Annotated in this window: 18 protein-coding genes and 1 pseudogene; 7 read left to right on the top strand and 12 right to left on the bottom strand. The window is 64.1% G+C overall.

Annotated elements, in window-relative coordinates; translation table 11 throughout:
• Position 1: 1 nt before the first annotated feature.
• The 5 genes from HQ354_RS05405 to HQ354_RS05425 are packed head-to-tail and all read right to left on the bottom strand — an operon-like array spanning position 2 to position 4,671.
• Complete coding sequence (locus HQ354_RS05405; RefSeq protein WP_207890766.1) at positions 2–706, bottom strand: ABC transporter ATP-binding protein; 705 nt, start codon at positions 704–706, stop codon at positions 2–4.
• The gene (locus tag HQ354_RS05410) at positions 703–1,425 is read right to left on the bottom strand and encodes an ABC transporter ATP-binding protein (RefSeq protein WP_222634293.1); all 723 of its coding nucleotides are present in this window, start codon (positions 1,423–1,425) and stop codon (positions 703–705) included. The genes HQ354_RS05405 and HQ354_RS05410 overlap by 4 nt, the downstream gene beginning before the upstream one ends.
• The gene (locus HQ354_RS05415; protein WP_222634294.1) at positions 1,422–2,465 is read right to left on the bottom strand and encodes a branched-chain amino acid ABC transporter permease; all 1,044 of its coding nucleotides are present in this window, start codon (positions 2,463–2,465) and stop codon (positions 1,422–1,424) included. Before HQ354_RS05415 ends, HQ354_RS05410 begins: the two co-directional genes overlap by 4 nt.
• Positions 2,462–3,454 (bottom strand): branched-chain amino acid ABC transporter permease, encoded by a 993-nt coding sequence (locus tag HQ354_RS05420; RefSeq protein WP_084424067.1) that lies wholly within the window; start codon positions 3,452–3,454, stop codon positions 2,462–2,464. The genes HQ354_RS05415 and HQ354_RS05420 overlap by 4 nt, the downstream gene beginning before the upstream one ends.
• Positions 3,451–4,671, bottom strand: coding sequence for an ABC transporter substrate-binding protein (locus tag HQ354_RS05425; protein ID WP_222634295.1), 1,221 nt, complete (start codon positions 4,669–4,671; stop codon positions 3,451–3,453). The genes HQ354_RS05420 and HQ354_RS05425 overlap by 4 nt, the downstream gene beginning before the upstream one ends.
• Positions 4,672–4,921: 250 nt before the next feature.
• Here HQ354_RS05425 and HQ354_RS05430 point away from each other — a divergent pair, with 250 nt between their 5' ends.
• Together HQ354_RS05430 and HQ354_RS05435 are read left to right on the top strand one after the other, a co-directional pair.
• Positions 4,922–5,722 carry an IclR family transcriptional regulator gene (locus HQ354_RS05430; protein ID WP_261768479.1) on the top strand — a complete coding sequence of 267 codons (801 nt, stop codon included), beginning with the start codon at positions 4,922–4,924 and terminating at the stop codon, positions 5,720–5,722.
• A complete protein-coding gene (locus tag HQ354_RS05435; RefSeq protein WP_261768477.1) occupies positions 5,719–6,558 on the top strand; it encodes a CoA ester lyase in 840 nt (279 codons plus the stop codon). Before HQ354_RS05430 ends, HQ354_RS05435 begins: the two co-directional genes overlap by 4 nt.
• A gap of 51 nt (positions 6,559–6,609) precedes the next feature.
• Here the strand turns inward: HQ354_RS05435 and HQ354_RS05440 are convergent, their stop codons facing one another.
• Both HQ354_RS05440 and HQ354_RS05445 read right to left on the bottom strand, forming a co-directional pair.
• The gene (locus tag HQ354_RS05440) at positions 6,610–8,022 is read right to left on the bottom strand and encodes an MmgE/PrpD family protein (protein WP_222634298.1); all 1,413 of its coding nucleotides are present in this window, start codon (positions 8,020–8,022) and stop codon (positions 6,610–6,612) included.
• Positions 8,019–8,831, bottom strand: a complete 813-nt coding sequence (locus HQ354_RS05445) for a cyclase family protein (protein WP_222634299.1) — start codon at positions 8,829–8,831, stop codon at positions 8,019–8,021. Before HQ354_RS05445 ends, HQ354_RS05440 begins: the two co-directional genes overlap by 4 nt.
• A 162-nt stretch (positions 8,832–8,993) precedes the next feature.
• Between HQ354_RS05445 and HQ354_RS05450 the strand changes: the two genes are divergently transcribed.
• The gene (locus HQ354_RS05450) at positions 8,994–10,352 is read left to right on the top strand and encodes an MmgE/PrpD family protein (protein WP_222634300.1); all 1,359 of its coding nucleotides are present in this window, start codon (positions 8,994–8,996) and stop codon (positions 10,350–10,352) included.
• Here HQ354_RS05450 and HQ354_RS05455 read toward each other — a convergent pair.
• The 4 genes from HQ354_RS05455 to HQ354_RS05470 are packed head-to-tail and all read right to left on the bottom strand — an operon-like array spanning position 10,346 to position 13,662.
• Entirely contained in the window at positions 10,346–11,707 is a 1,362-nt protein-coding gene (locus HQ354_RS05455) for an NAD(P)/FAD-dependent oxidoreductase (RefSeq protein ID WP_068431710.1), read from the bottom strand. The genes HQ354_RS05450 and HQ354_RS05455 overlap by 7 nt on opposite strands.
• Positions 11,704–12,714, bottom strand: coding sequence for a hypothetical protein (locus HQ354_RS05460; RefSeq protein WP_068431712.1), 1,011 nt, complete (start codon positions 12,712–12,714; stop codon positions 11,704–11,706). Before HQ354_RS05460 ends, HQ354_RS05455 begins: the two co-directional genes overlap by 4 nt.
• A 13-nt stretch (positions 12,715–12,727) precedes the next feature.
• Complete coding sequence (locus tag HQ354_RS05465) at positions 12,728–13,219, bottom strand: hypothetical protein (RefSeq protein ID WP_068431715.1); 492 nt, start codon at positions 13,217–13,219, stop codon at positions 12,728–12,730.
• Positions 13,216–13,662 (bottom strand): hypothetical protein, encoded by a 447-nt coding sequence (locus HQ354_RS05470; protein WP_068431718.1) that lies wholly within the window; start codon positions 13,660–13,662, stop codon positions 13,216–13,218. The genes HQ354_RS05465 and HQ354_RS05470 overlap by 4 nt, the downstream gene beginning before the upstream one ends.
• A 251-nt stretch (positions 13,663–13,913) precedes the next feature.
• Here HQ354_RS05470 and HQ354_RS05475 point away from each other — a divergent pair, with 251 nt between their 5' ends.
• The 4 genes and pseudogenes from HQ354_RS05475 (at position 13,914) to HQ354_RS05490 (ending at position 19,535) form a co-directional block, all read left to right on the top strand.
• Positions 13,914–16,586, top strand: a complete 2,673-nt coding sequence (locus tag HQ354_RS05475; protein WP_068431721.1) for an aminotransferase class III-fold pyridoxal phosphate-dependent enzyme — start codon at positions 13,914–13,916, stop codon at positions 16,584–16,586.
• A 245-nt stretch (positions 16,587–16,831) separates the two neighbouring features.
• A pseudogene (locus tag HQ354_RS25475) lies at positions 16,832–17,709 on the top strand (MMPL family transporter); the annotation flags it as partial.
• Positions 17,710–17,838: 129 nt separating this feature from the next.
• Complete coding sequence (locus HQ354_RS05485; RefSeq protein WP_261770481.1) at positions 17,839–18,930, top strand: MMPL family transporter; 1,092 nt, start codon at positions 17,839–17,841, stop codon at positions 18,928–18,930.
• 23 nt (positions 18,931–18,953) lie between these two features.
• Positions 18,954–19,535, top strand: a complete 582-nt coding sequence (locus HQ354_RS05490; protein ID WP_068431727.1) for a phosphoribosylanthranilate isomerase — start codon at positions 18,954–18,956, stop codon at positions 19,533–19,535.
• Positions 19,536–19,627: 92 nt separating this feature from the next.
• On the opposite strand, the gene HQ354_RS05495 is transcribed toward HQ354_RS05490, so the two are convergent.
• A complete protein-coding gene (locus tag HQ354_RS05495; protein ID WP_222634332.1) occupies positions 19,628–20,935 on the bottom strand; it encodes a DUF3500 domain-containing protein in 1,308 nt (435 codons plus the stop codon).
• Positions 20,936–21,003 lie beyond the last annotated feature (68 nt).

The raw sequence follows: 21,003 nt of genomic DNA on the forward strand, positions 1-21,003 counted from the left end.
CCTAAATACCGAGATAAGCCGCTTTGACGCGGTCGTCGTGGGCAAGCTCGGTCCCGCTGCCGGTCAGCACGATGGAACCGCTTTCGATGACGTAGGCGCGGTCGGAGATTTCGAGAGCCTGAGCCGCGTTCTGTTCCACGATCAGAACGGTGACGCCGGTGTCACGGATGCGCACGATGGCCTCGAGGACCTGCGCCGCCAGTTTGGGTGCAAGCCCGACGGACGGTTCGTCGAGGGTGAGCACGCGCGGCCGCGCCATCATCGCTCGTCCGATCGCGAGCATCTGCTGCTGCCCGCCCGACATCGTGTCCGCCCGCTGCCCCCGTCGCTCCGCGAGAATCGGAAACAGATCGAACACCTGGTCCAAGGATTCCTTCACGGAGCTGCGCTTCTGCGTGTAGGCACCCATCTCGAGATTCTCGAACACGGGGAGGCTGCCGAACAGCGCGCGGTCCTGCGCGACGTGCACCAAACCTTCCCGGACGATGCGGTCCGCACGCATTCCTTGAATCGGATTACCGTCCAACAGGATTCGTCCACCACTGGGCGAGACCAGCCCGGACAGCGCACGCAGTGTCGTCGTCTTGCCAGCGCCGTTCGCGCCGATCAACGAGACGATTTCGTTGCGTGCGATGGACATCGTCAGTCCGTGCAGGATCTCGAGCCGTCGATAGCCGGCGTGCAGGTCGTCGATCTCCAACATCATGCGGGTGCCTCCTCGCCGAGATAGGCCTCGATGACACGACTGTCCTCGATGACCGTCCGCGGTTCCCCGGACAGGAGCACCGCGCCTTCGTGCATGACGACCAATCGTTCGGACAGCGCCATCACTGCCGCCATGATGTGCTCGACGAACAGAACTGTCTGCCCTTGACCGTGCAGGGTTCGCAACAGGTCGATCATCGGTGCGCGTTCTGCGGGAACAAGTCCCGCGAGCACCTCGTCGAGCAGAACGACACGCGGCTCCATCGCCAATGCGCGCGCGAGTTCCAGACGTTTGAGGCCTGCTGTCGACATCGTCGACACCTTGCCGCCCACCTGATCCGACAGCTGAACGCGGTCGAGCACCTCCAGTGCGTGCGCGCGAGCGTCCTTCCGCGAGCGACGTTTGGTGAGCGCCGCGATGGTGACGTTCTCGAGCACCGACATCGACTCGAACGGACGCATCAGCTGAAAGGTACGCACGAGGCCATGACGCGCGATCTTGTCGGCGGACCACCCCGTGATGTCGGTGCCGTCGAAGATCACGCGCCCCTCCGTGGGAGGCTGCTCGCCGGACAGCAACGAGAACAGTGTCGTCTTGCCCGCGCCGTTCGGTCCGATGATTCCGAGAAATTCGTGTTCGGCCACGTCGAGCGTCACATCACGCACCGCGTGAATACCCGAGAACGATTTGCTCAGTCCCTCGATGCTCAACAGGCTCACCGGAACCACCTCTCACGGATCGTGCCGAAGATCCCCTTGGGAAGGAAAATGACGATGAGAATCAGGATGATCGAGTAGGTCGCGACGTCGAGACCGATCGTGCCCCCGAGGAAGTCGAGAAAGGCAGGTGGGTTTCGCATGAAATCGTTGATCACCTCGGACAACGGCCCGATGACCGCGGCGCCGAGGACGGGGCCCCATATGGTTCCGATTCCGCCGATGACGGCCGGGACGATGGCCTCGACCGACACTGCCGAACCGAACGCCTGCTCCGGCCCGACGAAGAAGTAGTACTGGGTGTAATACACGCCGGCCACAGCCGTGAGTGCACAACTCGCGGCCACTGCGATCAACCGGTACTTCATGGTGTCGATGCCCAGAGATGCTGCAGCTGTTGCGTCGTCACGCACCGCCTGGACGAATTGTCCAGGCCGAGAACGCACGTAGAAGATCGTTCCGAGCACCGCCAGGGTCAGGATCACGAGCGGAATCCAGATGTAATTGGGGCTGCCTTTCTCGAACTGCAGCATCCACCACGAATCACGCGGCAGGATAGGCACGTTGAAGCCCTCGGTCTTGTGAAAGACCTCCAAATTCTGCACCAGGAGCAAGAACATCTGCGCGAAAGCGAAGGTCGCCAACGCGAAATACGATCCAGCGAGCCGATATCGGAGGCACAGGTAGGCCAACAGTGTGCCGACGGTCGCTGCGATGATCGCCGCCAACACCATGGAAATCCACGGCGAGATGCCGTGATCGACGAGAAGGTACGCGCCGGTGTACGCGCCGATTCCGAAGAACGCCGCGTGACCGAAGCTGAACATGCCGCCGAAACCACTCATGATGTTCCACGCGACCGCCATGATGGCGAAAATCAGCGTGCGTACAGCGACTGTCTGCGCCTGTTCACCCAGCGCAAGAGGAAGACAAGCAACGAGAACGAATACCACTGCCAGCGTGAGCAGTTGGCGGCGTAGCCATGTGTCCTTCAGTCTCGAATCCTCGCGCACCGGTGTCGATGCTGTCACGGTTGCGGTCATCGGCGAGCTCCGTACAGTCCTTCGGGCTTGAGAAACAGAACGAGAATGAACACCGCGAACACCAGAATGAGCGAGCCGGTGCCGGGTAGGTACAGCGCGCCGACCGTCTGCACGAGGCCGATCACCAGACCACCGACCACCGCGCCGACGACGCTTCCGAGGCCACCGAGAACGACGATGACGAACGCCAGAATCGTGAATTGCTCACCCACGGAGGGCGTGAGGCTGGTGAACGGGGTCATCAGTCCCCCGGCCACCGCCACGCACGCCGCACCGATACCGAACGTGAGCGCGTAGACGCGTCCGATGTCGACTCCGACGAGCTTCGCACCCTCCGAATTCGACGCCACTGCACGAATCGACAAGCCGAGCGGCGTGCGCCTCAGCACGGCAGTCAACGCGAACGCGACGAGAGCGGCGCCGACGAATGCGATCACGCGGGGCCACGACGCGACAGCGCCCAGAACGGACAGCGAACCGTCGACCGGCGCCTGGACCGACTGCGGCCGGCCGCCGAAGATCATCAGCAGGACGTTGATGATGAGCAACGACAAGCCGAGGGTGACGAGCAGCGGACCGTCGTGGCTTCCGCTGACGGTGAGCTTGGTCAGCAATGCCGCCTGAACGATCATGCCGAACACGAACATCAGAGGTACCGCGATGATCGTTGCGAGATAGACGGGCAATCCTGCGGTCGACAGCGCATAGACGACGTACATGGCCATGGTCAACATGGCGCCTTGAGCGAAATTGACGATTCCGAGCACCCCGAAGATCAGAGTCAGACCGACCGAGATCAGGGCGTACACGCCACCCAACAGCAGCCCTGAGACGACGGATTGGGTGACCAGTCCTTGGTCCTTACCGCCGACCGAGTAGATGACGGCCATGATGACGACAATCGCGCCTGCTACCGCAACCCCCGGACTACGTCCCGAGATGCCACGGAGGCCTTTCGTCGTCGACACCGCCTGGGACGCAGCGGTCACTGTCCGGCTCCGGCTGGGAACTGGAGTGCGTCGGTGGCGAATTCCTCGGGGAACACCTGTAGAACCGAGCCATCGCGAACCTGGGTCACGATGACGGTCGCGTTCTTGTTCTGCCCGGTCTCGTCGAACTCGATGGGACCGGCGAACGCCAACAGCGGATCGTCGATCGACACTCCGGCAATGGCTTCGCGCAGAGCTTCCGGATCGCTGTCGGCGCCGCTGTTCAGGCCTTCCGCGATGACCTCGACTGCCTGGTAGGACAACATTGCCGCCGTTTCCATCGGGCGGCCGAACTGCTGCTCGAAGCGGGCACGGATGTCGTTGGTGCGCTCACTCGTCGCGTCGTAGTGGTAGTTGGCGCTCAGCACGCCTTGTCCCGCTGCTCCTGCGTCTGCCGGGAACGAACTGTCGTCGAATCCGCCGTTCGCAATTCCGTACAGGCCTTTGACATTCAGACCGAGCTGGTCGACTGCGCGCGCGATCAGCAGCGAATCCGGGTAGTAGCCGGTTGCGACGATGACGTCGGGGTTGCTCACGGCAGCTTCGCGCACCTGGGTGGTCGCATCGGAGAAATTCGTTGCCGGATAGGTGATTTCCTGCACCGACGAGATGCCTTGGCTGGCCGCCTCGGCCTCGAACGCGTTGAAGACGCTGTCTCCGAACGACCCTTCGATGTGGAGATAGGACACCTTGTCGATGGGCTGACCGGTCTGTTCCTCGATGGCAGCCAACGCCCGTGCGCCGTCCGTCCCCATGCTCGACGCGTTCGGCTGGATACGGAAGGTGTACTGGTATCCCTGATCGAGAATCTTGTCGTCGACAGCGACGTCGATGACGAATGGCACGCGAGACCGCTCGGCCACCGACGCGACGTTCTGCGTGACGTCGCTCTGATACGTCCCGATCAATGCGACTGCACCGTCGTCGATGAGACGCTGCGCCTCGCTCTGACCGACCTCGGCCTTGCCCTGACTGTCGCCCGATACCAACTCGAGCTGTCGACCGTCGAGCGCTGCGATGCCGCCCGCAGCATTGATGTCGGCAACGGCAAGAGCGGCACCGTCGTTCATCAATCCACCGACACCGGCGAGCGCACCGGTAGTGGGGTGCACCGAACCGATCTTGATCGCCCCCGAGTCGTCGCCACCGGAGGACGAGCCGCATGCTGCCGCGCTCATCACCACGGCGGCCGTCAGCACGCCTACGAGCTTCTTCATTGTCGAGTCTGCCTTTCGCGCCCACTTGGCACCGAGTCGAATCATTCTTTCGACGCTCTTAGCGTTCCGCTGAGCGCACCAGTTGAATGAAGAACATTCCTTCTGACGACGAGTATGACACGGGACACGTGGATGCAACAGGTCGTTTCGTGACTTTCTTGTAAACCAGATGGTTCGCCCAGCGGAACGGTATGGTCATCTCGAGACGGTCGACTACGAAGTCCCGCCCACATCAGGAAGGATGACCCATATGGTCACGCCGCCCAAATCGAGACCCCCGGTCGAGACGTCGACGGGCACCGAATCGGCAGATCGCGTCGCAGACGTTCTTCTTGCGTTCGCGCAGTCCGAACGCGCACTCGGAGTCACCGAGATAGCCCGCCGCCTGCAGCTCAGCAAAGCCGTTGTGCACCGGATACTGCAGTCCCTGGCGTCACGGTCGATCGTGCAACCGATGGCGGGCGAATCGACGTATTCGCTCGGGCCCGCAGCGATCGGACTGGGCACGAAAGCCTGGAGCCAACTCGACGTTCGATCGATCGCCGCGCCGGTCCTGCGGAAACTGCGAGCGGAGACGCGTGAGACTGCAACGCTGTCCGCCCTCGTCGGCCATCGCCGCGTTTATCTCGACCAGTACGAGAGTCCGCAGGAAGTGAAGATGGTGATCGAGATCGGTCCCCAATTCCCTTTGCATTCGGGGGCGTCGAGTCTGGCGATCCTCGCTTTTCTGCCGGAACATTTCGCCGTGGATGCCGTGCGGGAATTGCGGGGCGCCACACATGAAATCGACGTGGAGGCTTTCCATGCGCGTCTCGCACGCATTCGTGACGACGGATACGCGACCTCGATCAACGAACGAAAGACCGGTGCCGCATCCATAGCCGCGCCGTTCTTCGACGGGGCCGCGCACGTACTGGGGTCGGTGAGCTCGTCGGGCCCCGCATTTCGCTACTCGGCGTCTGCCGACGAGGAACACACTGCCCATGCACGTTTGGTGATCGCCGCAGCGCAACAGATCACCCAGATGCTCGAATCGCGGACTGCCCGATGACCGATCCCGTTCCCCGTTCTTTTCTTTATGTACCCGCGGTGAAGCCCGAACTCTTCGACAAAGCGGCCGGCGGTGACGCAGACGCGATCATCGTCGATCTCGAGGACGCGGTTCCCCTCGCCCTCAAGGACGCAGCTCGCCGCGATGTGCGCGCCTGGCTCGACAAACGCATCGCCACGCGCGCCGAGGTATGGGTTCGTGTCACTCCGGAGTTTCTCGACCAGGACCTGGAAGTCGCGGCGAGCGCAGCTGTCGACGGCGTCGTGATCGCGAAATGTTCCGTCGACGCTCTCGCCCGGGCCGAAACGGTGCTCGACGAACTCGAGACGGCCCGCGGATTGCGCCCGCTCGGACTGATCGGACTCATCGAGACAGCCGCATCGCTGCGCTCCATCGATGGAATGGCGAAGTTCCAACGGGTTCGGACCTTCGGCATAGGCGAGGTCGATCTGCTTGCGGATCTCCGGATCACCCGGACCGCCGACACGACCGGCGTGATCGATGCACTGCGACTACAGGTCGTGATCGACTGCGCCGCTGCCGGTCTGGCTGCACCGATCGCGCCGACCTCGACGGATTTCCGCGATCTCGATGGATTCGCCGCTACGACTACCCGTTTCGTGGAGATGGGGTTCCGTGGCCGTACTGCGCTGCACCCCAGGCAGATTCCGATCATCAACGACGCCCTTACCCCATCCAACGAGGATGTCACCCGCGCCCATCGCCTGCTCGAGCTGTATCGCCTCGCAGACGGCGGACCCACAGTGGACGACAACGGCCGATTCGTCGACGAAGCTGTCGTGCGCGGGGCCAGGGAGATCCTGGCCCGCGTATAGGCCCGCCGGTGATGTGAACGAACCCGTCGTTCACATCACCGGCACTCGGCTCTAGCGAAGCTTCGTCAGAGGAGCCAGCAGGTCCCCGACGTCGCTCAGAGTGGCTACTGCGTGGCATCGTTCGGCCAACTCGTCGACTCGATCGTCGGTGAGCAACGCGCCCGCGTTGGCTCTGAACTTGGCCGACACTTCGTCGAAGGACAACGGACGTTCCGGTCCCCCGCGCGTCGTGAGTACCTCCTCCACAACAGTCGACCCATCGGTCAACGTTGCCGTGAGTACCGCCGGGAACTGATGTGGGAAGATCGCGTCGCACTGCTCGTCGGGAACGACGTCCACCTTGGCCATCAGCGCTCGACGGTCCGTCGACCGGGCCAAGTCGTCGGAATAGTCTTCCAACGCCGCACCGAGACCACCACCGCCGAACAGTCCGACCGCCACCGCGTACGGTCCGCTGAACTGCGCCATGTAGCCGGTTTCCGGAGCTCGCTTGACCTCGATGGGTTCGCCGATCGTCCGCAGATTGGCGGCAGGAACACCGAGCACCAGTTTGTCGATGTCGTCAGCAGTGATACCGCGTTCACGGAGCGCCGCACCCGCGTCCACTGCGGCATGCGTGAAATGGTTTGCCGGGTAGGGCTTGAAGAAGATACCTGGCACAGCCCACTGCGCGCCCAAACCGTCGACGATCTCGGACGAGCGGGGAGCGTCGTGGAGCCAAGCCTGGTAGAACCCGAACCGGCCCTCGAGGACGGTCGGAGGGCCTGTGATGCCATGCCGCGCAAGTCCGGCCGCCGACACTGCGGAGTGTGCCGCCCAGCCGCAGTGCAGTCGTTTCACCGTGCCGCCCGTACGGTTCGCTTCGATGATTCCCGATGCCATCGACGCAGTGACACCGAGTGCATCGACAATTCGACCTTCCGATGCGCCACCGATCACCGCGGCCGCGACGGCTCCTCCCATCGCCCCGCAGATCGACGTCGCATGCTGGCCGTGTTCGAAGAAGACCGAATTCTTCGTCTCCGGGTCGAAGCCGGCCATGCCCAACCGGACACAGACTTCGAGCCCGATGGCGATGCCGCGCACCAGAGCCCTGCCATCTGCCCCATGCTGCTGCGCCGCCGCGAGCGCAGCGGGCACGACGCTCGCGCTCGGATGCAGAATCGAAGGAAGGTGGGTGTCGTCGAAATCGAGAGAGTGCGCCAGCACGCCGTTGACGAACGCTGCCAACGGTGCTGGAAGCGCCTCTTCGACACCGACCGCATACGCGGTCGCCGCACCTCCTTGCTCGGCAGCCCACGCGATCGCAGCGCGGCTGGTGTCGAGTTCGGTTGCAGCGATCGCGATTCCGAGTGTGTCGAGGATACGCATTCCGACACTCGCGACGACGTCGGCCGGCAACGTGTCGAACGTCGTATCGACTGCAAAGCGTGCAAGATGCTGCGCCAGTGTCGGTTCCGTCATGCCGACTTCACCGCCAAAGGGCGAACGGGCGACCCGGTGGCGCCGAAGATGTTCAACGGAACGAGCAGAAAGGTGAACTCGTACATCTTCTGCGCTGCCAGTTCCTCGAGGTCGAGTGCTTCGATGATGTAGATCCCGCTCTCCACCAACAGGACTCGATGAGCGGGTAGAAGTGCGTGCCCCCCACCGGGCGCCAATCGTTCGAACGCGATGGTGTCCGCGCCGGCTGCATGCACCTTCTTCTGCGACAGCCATTGTGCGCCCGCCTCGCCGACGCCGGGAACGCCCGAGGGTCCGCCGACATACGCCTGCCCTTCGGAGAACAACTGGCCCCATCCGCTGCGGATCAGTACGACGTCGCCCTCGGCGATCTCGACACCTTCGGCCTCGCATGCCGCGTCGAGATCGGCGACGGTGATCTCGTATCCGCCGTCGCATCGTTCGACGCCGAGGAGCCCGGGGATGTCCAGCAGTACACCGCGCCGAATCATCGGCGAGATGGTGTGCACACCGTGTTCGACGTACTTGCCACCCAGGCAGGACTGCCCCGCGTCGGCGCCACCGTGCAGCTTGCCGTCGTGCGACACGTGGGCCAGAGCGTCGATGTGGGTGCCGACGTGCGTTCCGGTGGTGATCATGTCGTTCGCCGCGCTGCCACCGTCCGACCGCGTCATGTCACCGTGCCGTCTGGGCAAAGTGTGCCAGAACTGCGGGTGATTGGGCGACTGCGGCATACCCACCCGCAACTGTCTACCCAGGTCGACGAACTGCACCCCGGCCTGCACGGCCTGGAGGAGTTGATCGGACATTACACGTCTCCTTCGTCTGCTTCGCGATGCTGTACCGAATTTGCCGTTCCGCTGAAAGAAACGATCTGACAAGCGAGGCTGCGGTGTGAGTCACACTATCATTGCAGGCAATCTTGGTGTGATCCATTGACCAATCCCTACGTTGTCTTTACTGTGCGAGGCATGCCGGAGCAAGACTCGTTCCGCTCAGAGGAACATCAAGACCGCGTCGCGTCGCTCGCTCGAACCGTCTGCCGCCTTCGAGACGAGGCCCTGCCGACGCCACTCGCCGACCGCGCACGCTCTATCCTTCTCGATCTGTTCGGTGTCACGATCGCAGGAGCGCGCACGACCGAGCTGCGCGCGTTGTCATCGGCCTGGCGCTCCGAAGCGGGTTCGGTCACTCCGCTCGGAACGACCGTCGGTACCACCGCGGCGACCGCGGCCGAGTTGGACGCCATCGCCTCCTGCTGTCTCGAACTCGACGAAGGCAACAAGTACGCCGCAGGGCATCCGGCCGCGCATGTCGTCCCGGCGGCCGTCGCGGCGGCGAGGTTGTCCGACACTCCCGTCGACGGGCAGGCGTTTCTTGCTGCAGTGGTCGGCGGATACGAGGTTGCGGCCCGGTTCGGCCACGCACTGACCCGCGACCCCCGCTGGCATACCCACGGTCATTGGGGTGCGACGGGAGCAGCTGCCGCTGCCGCGTCCATCTGGGGCGCGGACGCCGAGTGCGTGGCCGGAGCAATCGATTCGGCATCGGCACTGGTCCACGTGGCCCCGTGGGGCGTCGTGCTGGACGGTAACTTCAGCCGGAATCTGTGGATAGCAGGCGCCGTCCGAGCCGGACTCGACGCGGCCCGTCTGTCGAGCGCAGGGCTCGTGCGCAATTCCGGTGCAGTTGCCCACAGCCTCGGCGACATCGTCGGAAGCCTCGATCTCGATGTGCTGACGGCCGATCTCGGCGACCGTTGGCTCCTGCTTCACGGCTACGCCAAGCGTCACGCCAGTTGCTCCTACACGCACGCCGCGATCGATTCGGTGCGGAGCATTCGAGCCGGTGCAACCTGGACCGCCGATGATGTCGAAACGGTTCGCGTGCAGACGCATTCACTTGCGGAGCCTCTGTTTCGGCGACACCCGGTCACTCGCCTCGGAGCTATGTTCTCCCTCCCTTTCGTCGTGTCCGCTGCCTTCGTCACCGACGACATCGACGCCGACGCGCTCGACCCGGGCGGTTCGGTGTTTCCCGACGCGGAACGGTTCAGCAGTCGAGTGGAGGTCAGCGCGTCCGACGAGCTCGACGCGCTCCTGCCACACCGCAGAGCTGCCGAGGTGACGGTGACACTCCGCAGCGGCGAGGAAATCGGCGCGTCGACGCCCAACCCCGTCGGCGACGTCGACCATCTTCCGATGACCTACGACGACATTCACCGCAAGATCACCAGGCTGATCGGCACCGATGCGGATCGTCTTGCACGCGTCGTCGAAGGAATCCCCGAATCCCGCGACGTCGTGGCGCTGTTGTCCGACATTCAGTGAAGCAACTGCCGTGCGTGTGCTGCGGCCCTCTCCCCCGCCCGCACTGCACCGTCGATGTACCCGTTCCACACGTCGGACTGCTCGGTCCCGGCCCACACGAGCCTGCCGGTTCCGTGCGAATGCCCGTGGGTGGCGGTCAGAACGCCCGGCGCGACGCTCGGGATGCATCCTTCGATGTAAGGTTCTGCGCGCCAATCGACTTCGGTGAAGTAGGTGGGGTGTCGCGCCTCGTCGCCGAAGAGCTCGGCGAAACATTCGAGGACGCCGACGCGTCGCACATCCGGGTCCTGTATCTGCTCGATCGTCGGCGACGCGGGATGATCGGACACCGTCCCAGCGACGAAGGCCGACAGCACGCCCACTCGATCGTCGGCGGGTGAGTTGTCGAACACCACCGGTGCCGGACCGACGTCGGACACCGCTTGGCCGTTGAACCCGCGCGCACGCCAGAACGGCGTCGGATAGACGGCGTGCACCTTGATGCCGGAGTACTGCGCACTGAGCGCAATTCGGTCCCGCTCGATGGGCGGCAGTTCGGGCACCATGTCGATGTGTCCACGGTCGATGGGGCACATCGCCACGACGACCGCCGACGCTCGAAATTCGTGCCCTGCTGCCCGCACCGTCGCGGTGTTCGCGTCCCATTCGATCTGCTTCGCGGGCGTCTCGAGCAAGACACGACCGGGCATCCGGTCGGCGAGCGAGGTCGAAATGGATTGAGCGCCGGTGATCAGGCGTCGGTCCTGGGCACCCCCACGCACCCCGATCAACCGAAGCAGACCTCCTGCGCTGCGAATGTGTTGCAGCACACCGAGAAGCGACAGATCGCGCGGATCGCCGCCCAGCGTCAACGCGGAGACTGCATCGAAAATGTGCCTCGCTGCGACGGTCCGCGTGTGCTCGGTCAACCATTCGTCGAACGTCGTCCGGTCAAGGCCTGCAGCTCGCGCCGACGTCCACGGCCGTTCCCTGTTCACCCGGGCTGCCAGCATCTGCAGCCTCGTGATCGCGATCGAAAGGTCGAGCGTGACGAGCGGCCATTCGAACGGAACCCCGACACGGCTCGTGGACGTACGTCCGCGCAGACGAAAGACAGTGCGTCCGTGAGTGTAGGTCGGCGTGGTCTCCAGACCGAGTTCGTCGATCAACTGCAGAACGGCAGTCTGTCCCGGACCGAACCATTGCCCACCCCCTTCCAGCAGGACGCCGTCGGGCGAACGGACGGTGCGAGTACGACCTCCGACCCGGTCGGAAGCCTCGAGCACCAACGCGTCGATCCCGGCCTGCTGCAGTCGATACGCGCACGTCAGACCGGATACCCCAGCACCGATGACAAGAACTCGGCTGTCGTTCATGATGCACTCACCCCCGTGAATCGTCGGTTGAAACGCCTGGCTGCTTCTCGTGCGACGTACGTCAGTTCGGCGGACTCGTCGCCGTCCGAGTCGACGAAATACAGGTCGAGCGCAGCTGCGACGCCGGGTTCGCGCCGCCCCAAGATCGCGAGCCCGTCCTCGATCTCGACCAACAATTTCGTACATCGGTGCGCTGAACCCCGGTTGGGTAACGGACCGTCGATTTCCGGGTAGAGCCCGACGAGGAACGCATGCAGGCGACCGAGCATGTCGACCGTGTCGCGGTAGCGCCGACGCCGGTACAGCCATCCCCCGACGCCGAGCACCACCAGGCCTGCCAGGCCGGACGTCGCGAACACGATCAGCAACGCAAGTGCAACCACGTCGGTCGTGCCCTGCGGTGAACGGCCCACTCCGATCACCGAGGACCAGTGCGACAGCGGACGCCAGATGCCGTACGCGACCGCGGCACAGCTCCCAGCACTGACCAGCACCGCGGACCACCAGAGCATTCGGCTACCGGAAGACAGTAGTCGAGGACCGAGAAGCATTGCGCCCGCGCCGAATCCGAACGCGAATGCCAGACCGATCGCGGTCCAGTACGCCGCTTCGACCACCGACCCACTTGGGGCTCCGAGCACCACGATGGGCTTTCCCGACGCGTCGGCGACGAGCGACATCGCAGCTGCGAACGTCGCAAGCGCGACGTACGAGATCCACAGCACGCGCACGCGCCCGCCTTTCTCACCCGAGACGACCAACCGCCACTGCAGGAGAAGAGCACACGTGGCCAACGTGCAGACGTCGGCCGACACTCGGGGAAGGGCCGTCCACGGTCCTGTCGGCATGTCCATTGCGTACGAATCGAAGATCGACGACGCTGCACCGAACAGCAGGGCGAGACCCGGCAGTCGCGACGAACCGTGCCTCTCTGCCCACGACACGAACGCCACACCGAGCGCGGCGTAACACAGGGCGGACACGACGAAGAGCGCTACGACCGTCATCGCATACGCTCCCTCACCAGTGCGTGCGCACCGGGTGAGTGAGCGAAGCCCACAGGCGGCCCGCCGCGGTCACTTCCGTGTTCGACTCGAGAATGCGCCGCAGCGTCGCTCGTGCGAACAACTCGGCATCACGCTCGGGACCGGTCGTGAAATCTGTACGACGCGCCGAGCATCGAAAGTTCGCCACTGCGTCGGGCATCAGGACCGAGAACTCGATCGGTTCGACGTCGTCGCCACGAGCGCTGTCGTGCCCGAGAATCACGTGTCCGACCTCGTGCAGGATCGTGTTCAATCGCGCGAGCCGCGGCAAGACCTGATCGTGGACGATGACATCGCTTGCCTCGGAACGAAACAACGCACCGGCGACGCCGTACGGCAGCGCTGCTGACTCGACTCGCAATGGACGTCCGGTCACGGCGGTGACCTCGTCGCACAAGCGATCGATCGAGAACGGATCCGGAACCGACATTCCGCGAAGCAGTCGCTGCCGACGCAGATGCTTCATCGCTGCTCGTCCCCCTCCCCCGGATCCGCGGGCAACCCCTCCTTGATACGCATGAATCGGATGAAATCGATCACCTCGGACAGACGCGTCTCGGACAGATCGACCATACGGTGCGCCGCGGCGTGTATTCCGGGACTCGACTGCAGCCGCAGATAATCGATTTCCTGGACACCCCGCTCGTACACGTCACGGTCGGTGAAGAACCTGATGTCCACACCGAACGCACGTGCCAGGCCCTCGGTATGACGCAACGACGGATTCTCCTTGACGCCGCTGCGAAGTTGGTAGAGATACGCCTCGGAAATCGGATAACCGAAATCGGTGCTGCGACGCGCGATTTCGGACACCGACCACCGACCTCCGGACGCCGAGGGCAATTTACGGAAGAGATGGTCGAGGCGGGCGGCGAAACTGTCTCCGTTCGCATCCGAGTTCGTACTCATGTGGCCCTGCACTGTTCGTAGTCGTTCGGTGGACGTTCGGTAAATTGCCACAGCATAGCTCGCAACTGTGGCACTCACCACAATTCCGCGAAAATACGCTCTGACCAGGCGCAACGCGCTGACCAACCCGGCGAAATACCCACCGCACCCGACGTACATCTGTACTACAGCACAGTGCTGCAGTAGATTTCTGCCCGCTCCAGCGGACGCGGTTCTCGCGTCCGTCCATTGTGTAGACGGGGGTTATACACATGTCTAGTTCGTCTCGGCTGTTCGGCGTGAGCCACCTGGCGGAGTTGCCGGAGTTGGTTCGCGGAACGTTTCGAGAAGCCATCCGCATCATCGTCTGGACGACCGTTTTCGCGCTCCGCTACTACACGCGCCCGAAACGACTCAGAAGCGACGAGTTCATGGCGGGTCTACTCCGAGGATTCCTGCTTCGGATGGGTCCGCTGTACATGAAGGCAGGACAGGTGCTCGGAACGCAGTCCGGGCTGCTGTCCAAAGATGCGACCGATCGATTCCGGTCCTTCTTCGCCGATCTGCCACCGATGAGCACGCCGGAACTGCGTGAAGTGCTCGACGAGCATTTCGGACGTCCGGTCACGGCCGTGTTCGCCGAATTCGATTGGGCACCCATCGCCGTCGGTTCGGTCGCCCAGGTTCACAAGGCCCGGCTGGCCACCGGTCAAGACGTCGCGATCAAGGTCGTCAAGGCGGGTGTCGACCTGCGGCTGCGCACCAGTGCGTGGGTCATCGGGCGCCTCGCTGCCATCGCCCACCGCGCATCGTCACGAGCACGCAGCTACGACTTGCCCGGGCACTTCGCCGAACTTCGCCCTCTGCTGACCGGTCAGACCGACATGGTGGCCGAAGCTGCCCGCCAGAACGAACTCGCGGAGAACTTCCGCAGCCACCCGCATCTGCGCGTACCCGCCACGGTGGATCATCTGACGGGCCGCAAGGTTCTCGTCATGGAGTTCGTGCACGCGACGCCGGGCCCGGACTTCGAAACCGTGAAGTTCCCGCGACCGGAGATCGCCCGCCGTCTGCAGGACGCGTTCTATGCGATGTCGTACTTTCACGGCTTCTTCCACGTGGACCCGCACCCGGGCAATCTGATGTTCACGGACGAGGGGAAGATCATCGCGCTGGACTTCGGTCTGGTCGGCCGCCTCGACGAGAACGACAAATGGAATCTCGCGTCCTTCTACTACGCGTGTGTCAAGGGTCAGTGGGAGCTCGCCGTCGAGCGATGCACACGTGCGTTCGTCGCCGACCCCAGCCTTCTGGACGATCACCGAGCGGAATACGACGCGAAGCTGGAGGTCGTTCTTCGCCGCCACTTCGAGGAGACGTCGGCCCGCTGGTCGACGATGTCCTTCTTCGACGACGCGACCCGGCTGCTCCGCGAGTACAACGCTCGTGTCTCGACACGATTCTCGTTGCTGGCCTTAGCCTTTCTGACGGGTGAGGGTTTCATCTCGCAGATCGATCCCGACATCGACATCTGGGCGAACGGGCGCACCTTCACCGATCGCTTCTCGCCGTACATGAGCGAAGAAGTCGCCGAGCAGTTCGATCGCGAGATCGGCGACCGGATTCCGAAATCCATGGCCGAGAAGCGCGATCCGGATCGTCGCCTGATCGCGCCGACCCACCTCGATCGGTTCGCACTGCCGAGCGCTTTCCCACTTCTCGTCAAGTCGGCGCAGGGAAGCGTCCTCTCCGACGTCGACGGCAACGACTACATCGACCTGTCGTGCGGATACGGCCCTCACATCCTCGGTTACGCGCATCCAGTGCAGACTGCGGCAATCGCCGAGGCCGCAACCGCGGGCTCGATCAACGCTCTCGGCAACGAGCCCGAGATCGCACTGGCACGGCAGTTGTCCGACGCGTTCGGCTCCGATAACCGTGTCATTCTGTCGAATTCGGGCACCGAAGCCGTCCAGATGGCAGTCCGACTCGCTCGTGCGTACACCGGAAAACAACGTGTGGCCAAGTTCGAAGGTCACTACCACGGTTTCTCCGATCAGGGACTCGTCAGTTCGTGGTTCCGCTACAGCGGTAGCGCCGACCGCCCGGAGCCGACGGGAACTGCAGGCATGGCGGCGTCGACCGTCTCGGAAACCCTTGTGCTCCAGTACGGAGAACGTGGATCGATCGACCGGCTCGTCGAATCCGCGTCCGACATCGCATGCGTTCTCGTCGAACCGATGCCGACGGCGATGGCTTCGTACGATCGTGCATTTCTCGAGGATCTGCGTCGCGCATGCGACACGCACCGCATCGTTCTGATCTTCGACGAGGTGGTCACCGGATTCCGCGTCGCATATGGCGGCGTACAGACGCTCGCCGGCATTCGTCCGCACCTGACATGCCTCGGGAAGATCATCGGCGGTGGCCTTCCGTGTGGGGCCGTCGTCGGTGATGTCGACGTCGTGTCCATGGCGAAGACTACCGAGGACCCGTTCGTCGACATCGAACGCCAGGCATTCCTCGGCGGCACCATGAGTGGCAACTCGATCACCGCCGCAGCAGGGTCGGCGACGCTGGCGTACCTCGACGAGAACCGAGAGATCTACGACGACCTCGAGCGCAGGACGGACTGGCTCACCGACGAACTGCGGGATCGCGCAGCGGGACTGTCCGTGCCGTTGTCGGTCAAGGGGTTTCGGTCGATCTTCTCGTTGACGTTCGACTACGCCAAGCCCAAGCGCGTCCGAGATCGGCTGGCGGGCTCCAACATCAAGGCCAACATCGCGCTGGCGTACTACATGCGTCGACACGGGGTGTACATGCCCGAACTGCACACGATGTTGCTGAGCGCAGCGCATTCCGACACCGACATGAAGGTCGTGGCGGAGGCGTTCGGAAACAGCGTGTCCGACATGTCCGCAGCCGGCTTCTTCGCCACCTAGATCGCAGGCGATCCGTGAACAACCATGTGACGTCGACTGTTTCGGTCGCGGCGGCCCCACCTGTCTCGCTTCTCGACAGGTGGGGCCGCGCGGTCGCCCGCCGTGCCCGCCTCGTTCTGGTCCTCGCCGCGCTCGTACTCGCGGTGGCGGGTGTGTCGGCAGCGACGATCGAGCAGAAACTCGGTGCACCGGACTACACCGTCGAAGGATCTCAGTCAGCGGCGGTCGAGCAGGACCTCGCACGCATGTTCCCTGCGCTCGGTAGCGAACAACAGGCAGTCGTGTTCGTAGCAGAGGACCCCGAGACGACCGTCGACGATCCATTCTTTCGCGCTGCCGTCGAGCGGGTGATACGTCCTGTTCGTGAGCACTCTTCCGTCGCATCGGTGATCACGCCGTACGATGCGGCCGGCCAGGGTCAGGTCGCGGCGAGCGGTACCGTCGCCTACGTGGCGGTCGCCATGGACGGCGGACCTCCCGATCGCGCGCGGGCAAGCCGAGAACTCCAGGAGACCGTGTCGAAGTACGGGGCGGGGACCGGCGTCACCGCAGTCCTCACGGGTGCGTCGGCTCTGTCCAACGATCTGGCCGACGTCGAGGTCGCCGACCAGCAGACCGCCGAGATCATCGGCCTTCCCGTCGCTCTCGTGGTACTGCTGTTCGTCCTCGGAGCTTCGTTGCCGCCGCGGTACCACTCGCGGCTGCGGGCGCTGCCGTCGTCCTGTGCACGGGCGTTCTGGCCGCGTTGACGTCGATCTTCCCTCTGAGTCAGTTCGTACTCGTCATCGCGACCGTGCTCGGCCTCGGTGTCGGCATCGACTACGCGCTGTTCGTCGTCAGCCGCTTTCGTGAGGAACTCGCCACCGAGTCCGTCGAGGGAGCGGTGGGGCGTGCACTCGCGACGTCGGGCCGAACCGTCGTGACATCCGGCGCAATCGTCATCGTGTCCGTCGGCTCGCTGGCCATGATCGGCGCACATGTCTTCCGCGAAATAGCACTGGCGGCAGGCCTCGTCGTGTTCTGCGCGGTCGTCGTTGCCCTGACTGCATTGCCGGCTGGCCTCGCGCTGCTCGGCACACGCGTCGCGAAGGGGACACTTCCCGCGATGCTGCGTCCGAAAAAGTCCGACGGGTCATCGAGGCGATGGGAGGCGTGGGGCCGTGCGGTACTGCGCCGGCCGTTGGTCTTCGGAATTCCGGCCTTGCTGTTGCTGGCGTTGACGGCCGTCCCTGTGTTCAGGATCGAGCTCGGCATGGACCTCGGTTTGTCCTCGCTCCGTGACACACCGTCCGGCCACGGTCAGCACGTTCTGCAGGAGTCGTTCTCGGCGGGCAGCGTCGGCCCGGTCCAGATACTTGCGTGCGGGCGAGGTGCGACCGATGAGGCAGGCCTGAATTCACTCGCGGCCCTCACCCAGTCCGTAGGCAGCGACCCGGACGTCGCGTCGGTGGTGTCGTTGACATCCGTGCTTGACGATCAGTTCGGCGGTCACTCGCCCGCTGATCTGGAACGCCTCGTATCGGCGCCCACAGCAGCACCCATCGTCGACGCGCTCGTGGACACCGACCGCACGTGCTTCTACCTCCAGGCGGTGACCTCCGTTGCCATCGACTCGTCCGACGCGTCGGCGACAGTGGAACGAATACGCGGACTTGCGGACGAGAACGATCTCGACATACTCGTCGGGGGCGTGACCGCGCAGTACACAGACCTGGCGACCGTCACGGTCGACTCGCTCCCACTCGTCGTCGGCGTAGTGCTACTGATGTCGTTGGTGTATCTCGTCTTCGCGTTCCGCAGCATCTTTCTCCCGGTGAAGGCGGTCGTGTTGAACGTTCTCGCGACGTCATCCGCGCTCGGTGCCACCGTCGCGATGTTCCAGTGGGGTTGGGGCCAAGGAATTTTGGGCTTCGACAGCCCTGGGACGGTGCAGGCGTTCATTCCGGTCGCGCTGTTCGTCCTCCTCTTCGGACTGTCGATGGACTACGAAGTGTTCCTCGTGGAACGTATGCGTGAGGAGTGGCAGAAGACGAACGACAACGACCATGCCGTGCTGACGGCCCTCTCGCGTGGAGGTCCTCAGATCACGGCAGGCGCAACTATCATGGTCGCGGTCTTCGGCGCCCTCGTCGTGGGCGACGTACTCGAAGTCAAACAGTTCGGCTTCGGGCTCGCGATCGCGGTGCTTCTCGACGCCACCCTGGTGCGCATGGTCGTCGTGCCCGCCGCGATGGCGGTCGCCGCGTCGGCGAACTGGTGGTTCCCCGGACGGCGTCGACGGGCCGACCTGGCTGCCGAGCCGTCGGACACTCGGGAGCTGGCAGACGCGTCGGGAAGCCGTTGACGACAGCTCGGTAATCTGGACCCGTGACGTTCATCAAGCTGTGCGGGTTTCGCGATCGGTCGACCCTCGACGTCGCGCTGTCGTTGGACGTGGATGCGATCGGCTTCGTCTTCGTACGAAGCCCACGGCAGATCTCGGTCGAGGATGCGCGGCCTCTCGTCGAGCTGACGCGTGGCCGCGCCGAGCCGGTGGGCGTGTTCAAGGGCGCGACCGTCTCCGACATACTCGCGACGGCGTCCGACGCCGGATTGCACACGGTGCAGGTGCACGACCTCGCAGGAAGTGACGACGTCTCACGCCTGCACGACGCCGGGCTCACGGTGTACCGCGCAGTTACAGCCGGAGCCGACTACACCTCGATCGGCGAGGACGATCTGTTGATCGACGGCTCGACAGCCGGCGCGGGCGAGGCGTGGGACTGGGATCGTCTGGAGCGTCCGGATCGTCCGTGGATCCTCGCGGGCGGGCTCGGCGTCGAGAACGTTCGTGAAGGCATCGCGGCGACCGGAGCAGCAGGCGTCGACGTCTCCAGCGGGATCGAGTCGTCGCGCGGAGTCAAGGACGCACGATTGATCGAGCGGTTCGTCGCCGAGGTTCGGCGGTAGGAACGAAGCCCGGGCAGGCATCGATGGTCCGTGGCAACCGTCTATCGGCTGCCACGGACCATCGATGCCACTGCCGGGTGGGCAGATTCGGATCAGCCCGCGGCCGGCGGGGCTCCCATCTCACCCGCCGGAGGCTGTCCGCCACCCGGAGCACCCATTCCCCCGCTCGGGGCACCAGCTCCACTGCCCGGGGCACCTGCTCCGCTCCCGGGACCTGATCCTGCCTGCTGCGTCGCGCTACCCGCGTAGTCGTTCGTCGGATCGCGGTAGATGGTGTGCACGTGGCCCCATCCCGACGTCGTGACGCCCGAGACGTCGGCACCCGCCGAACCCTGCTGGGCTGCGAACTCGATGTAGACATCGGGTCCGGAGATCTGGAAGTAGATGCCGTCACCCTGGCTCATGTCGTACGTCGTCGCACCCGACCAGTTCACGTAGGTGGTGTCGAGCGTCGCCTCGATCTTCGCGAGTGCGTCCGACATCGTTTGTTCGTCGGCCAGACCTGCCCAGTTGGCGATGACCTCGAGGAGGAGCTGCTTCTGCTCGTCCTCGAGGTCGGCACCGGAAATCCCTGTGCCCGTTGGGTAGTCGCACGTGCTGCCAGGTGCGCACACCATATTTGCGACACTGGTTCCCTGATACAACGTCGCTTTCTGCTCGTCGGTCAGACTGTCGTAGAACGCGAATGCATCGGTGTAGATACCGTCGAACGGCTGCACCTCGTTGCCGTCGGCGTCGGTATAGACGGCGGGCTGAATTCCCAGGTGAGTCGGCGCGAATGTCACGGAGTCCTCGGCGCCGTCGAGGGTTGCGTTGATCCCGAGGTGGTGGCCGCCGAACTGGACTTCCCAGGCACTCGAATCGGAAGGATCGCCGAAGAACGCGATGTAGTACTGTCCCAGCGATTCCTCGGTCGAACTGCTGTTCTCGTGAAGATACTCGTCACCACCCATGATGCCGGTGACCGTCTCGTATCCCTCGTCGCTGAGCAGCGCCTCGAGCACGTTCAGCGCCGCAGCCTTCTGCTCGTCCGTCAGATCGGCCAGGTTCAGCCCCGCTCGATCGACGAAGGCGACCGGGAAGTTGGACCACGACGTCGTCTTCGTCTCGTCGTCGAAGGCGTACGTGACCTGCTCACGCTGCTCGTCGGACAGTGTAGCCAGAAATGCTTCGGCGGCTTCCGTTGTGGCGGAGATCGTTTCGGCCGTCGTGGACGCGTCGGTGGAAGTGGCGGTGGTGGCCGTCTGCGACGTGGAGACCTGCTGTGCTGCGGCCGTCGTCGTCGCGGCGTCGGTGGCGTCGCTCGCGCAGCCGCCGAGAAATAGGCCGCCGACGAGGACCAGCGAGGTCACGGCAACTTTGCCTCGTGTGCGACGAGTCGCGGAAGAACTTCGAATCATCATGTGGAGGACGATATTTGCCGTTCCTGCAAGAACCCTGTGAGCCAGCTGGATGCCAGCCGGGAGTT

This window comes from Rhodococcus sp. BP-261, from assembly GCF_019835205.1.
Taxonomy (GTDB): Bacteria; Actinomycetota; Actinomycetes; order Mycobacteriales; family Mycobacteriaceae; genus Rhodococcoides; species Rhodococcoides kyotonensis_B.

What these genes read in the sequence shown, in the direction of transcription:
- HQ354_RS05405 (WP_207890766.1), bottom strand. Translation starts at nt 706, where the DNA reads ATGATGTTGGAGATCGACGACCTGCACGCCGGCTATCGACGGCTCGAG.
- HQ354_RS05415 (WP_222634294.1), bottom strand. Translation starts at nt 2,465, where the DNA reads ATGACCGCAACCGTGACAGCATCGACACCGGTGCGCGAGGATTCGAGA.
- HQ354_RS05425 (WP_222634295.1), bottom strand. Translation starts at nt 4,671, where the DNA reads ATGAAGAAGCTCGTAGGCGTGCTGACGGCCGCCGTGGTGATGAGCGCG.
- HQ354_RS05430 (WP_261768479.1), top strand. Translation starts at nt 4,922, where the DNA reads ATGGTCACGCCGCCCAAATCGAGACCCCCGGTCGAGACGTCGACGGGC.
- HQ354_RS05435 (WP_261768477.1), top strand. Translation starts at nt 5,719, where the DNA reads ATGACCGATCCCGTTCCCCGTTCTTTTCTTTATGTACCCGCGGTGAAG.
- HQ354_RS05440 (WP_222634298.1), bottom strand. Translation starts at nt 8,022, where the DNA reads ATGACGGAACCGACACTGGCGCAGCATCTTGCACGCTTTGCAGTCGAT.
- HQ354_RS05445 (WP_222634299.1), bottom strand. Translation starts at nt 8,831, where the DNA reads ATGTCCGATCAACTCCTCCAGGCCGTGCAGGCCGGGGTGCAGTTCGTC.
- HQ354_RS05450 (WP_222634300.1), top strand. Translation starts at nt 8,994, where the DNA reads ATGCCGGAGCAAGACTCGTTCCGCTCAGAGGAACATCAAGACCGCGTC.
- HQ354_RS05455 (WP_068431710.1), bottom strand. Translation starts at nt 11,707, where the DNA reads ATGAACGACAGCCGAGTTCTTGTCATCGGTGCTGGGGTATCCGGTCTG.
- HQ354_RS05460 (WP_068431712.1), bottom strand. Translation starts at nt 12,714, where the DNA reads ATGACGGTCGTAGCGCTCTTCGTCGTGTCCGCCCTGTGTTACGCCGCG.
- HQ354_RS05465 (WP_068431715.1), bottom strand. Translation starts at nt 13,219, where the DNA reads ATGAAGCATCTGCGTCGGCAGCGACTGCTTCGCGGAATGTCGGTTCCG.
- HQ354_RS05470 (WP_068431718.1), bottom strand. Translation starts at nt 13,662, where the DNA reads ATGAGTACGAACTCGGATGCGAACGGAGACAGTTTCGCCGCCCGCCTC.
- HQ354_RS05475 (WP_068431721.1), top strand. Translation starts at nt 13,914, where the DNA reads ATGTCTAGTTCGTCTCGGCTGTTCGGCGTGAGCCACCTGGCGGAGTTG.
- HQ354_RS05485 (WP_261770481.1), top strand. Translation starts at nt 17,839, where the DNA reads ATGGACCTCGGTTTGTCCTCGCTCCGTGACACACCGTCCGGCCACGGT.
- HQ354_RS05495 (WP_222634332.1), bottom strand. Translation starts at nt 20,935, where the DNA reads ATGATTCGAAGTTCTTCCGCGACTCGTCGCACACGAGGCAAAGTTGCC.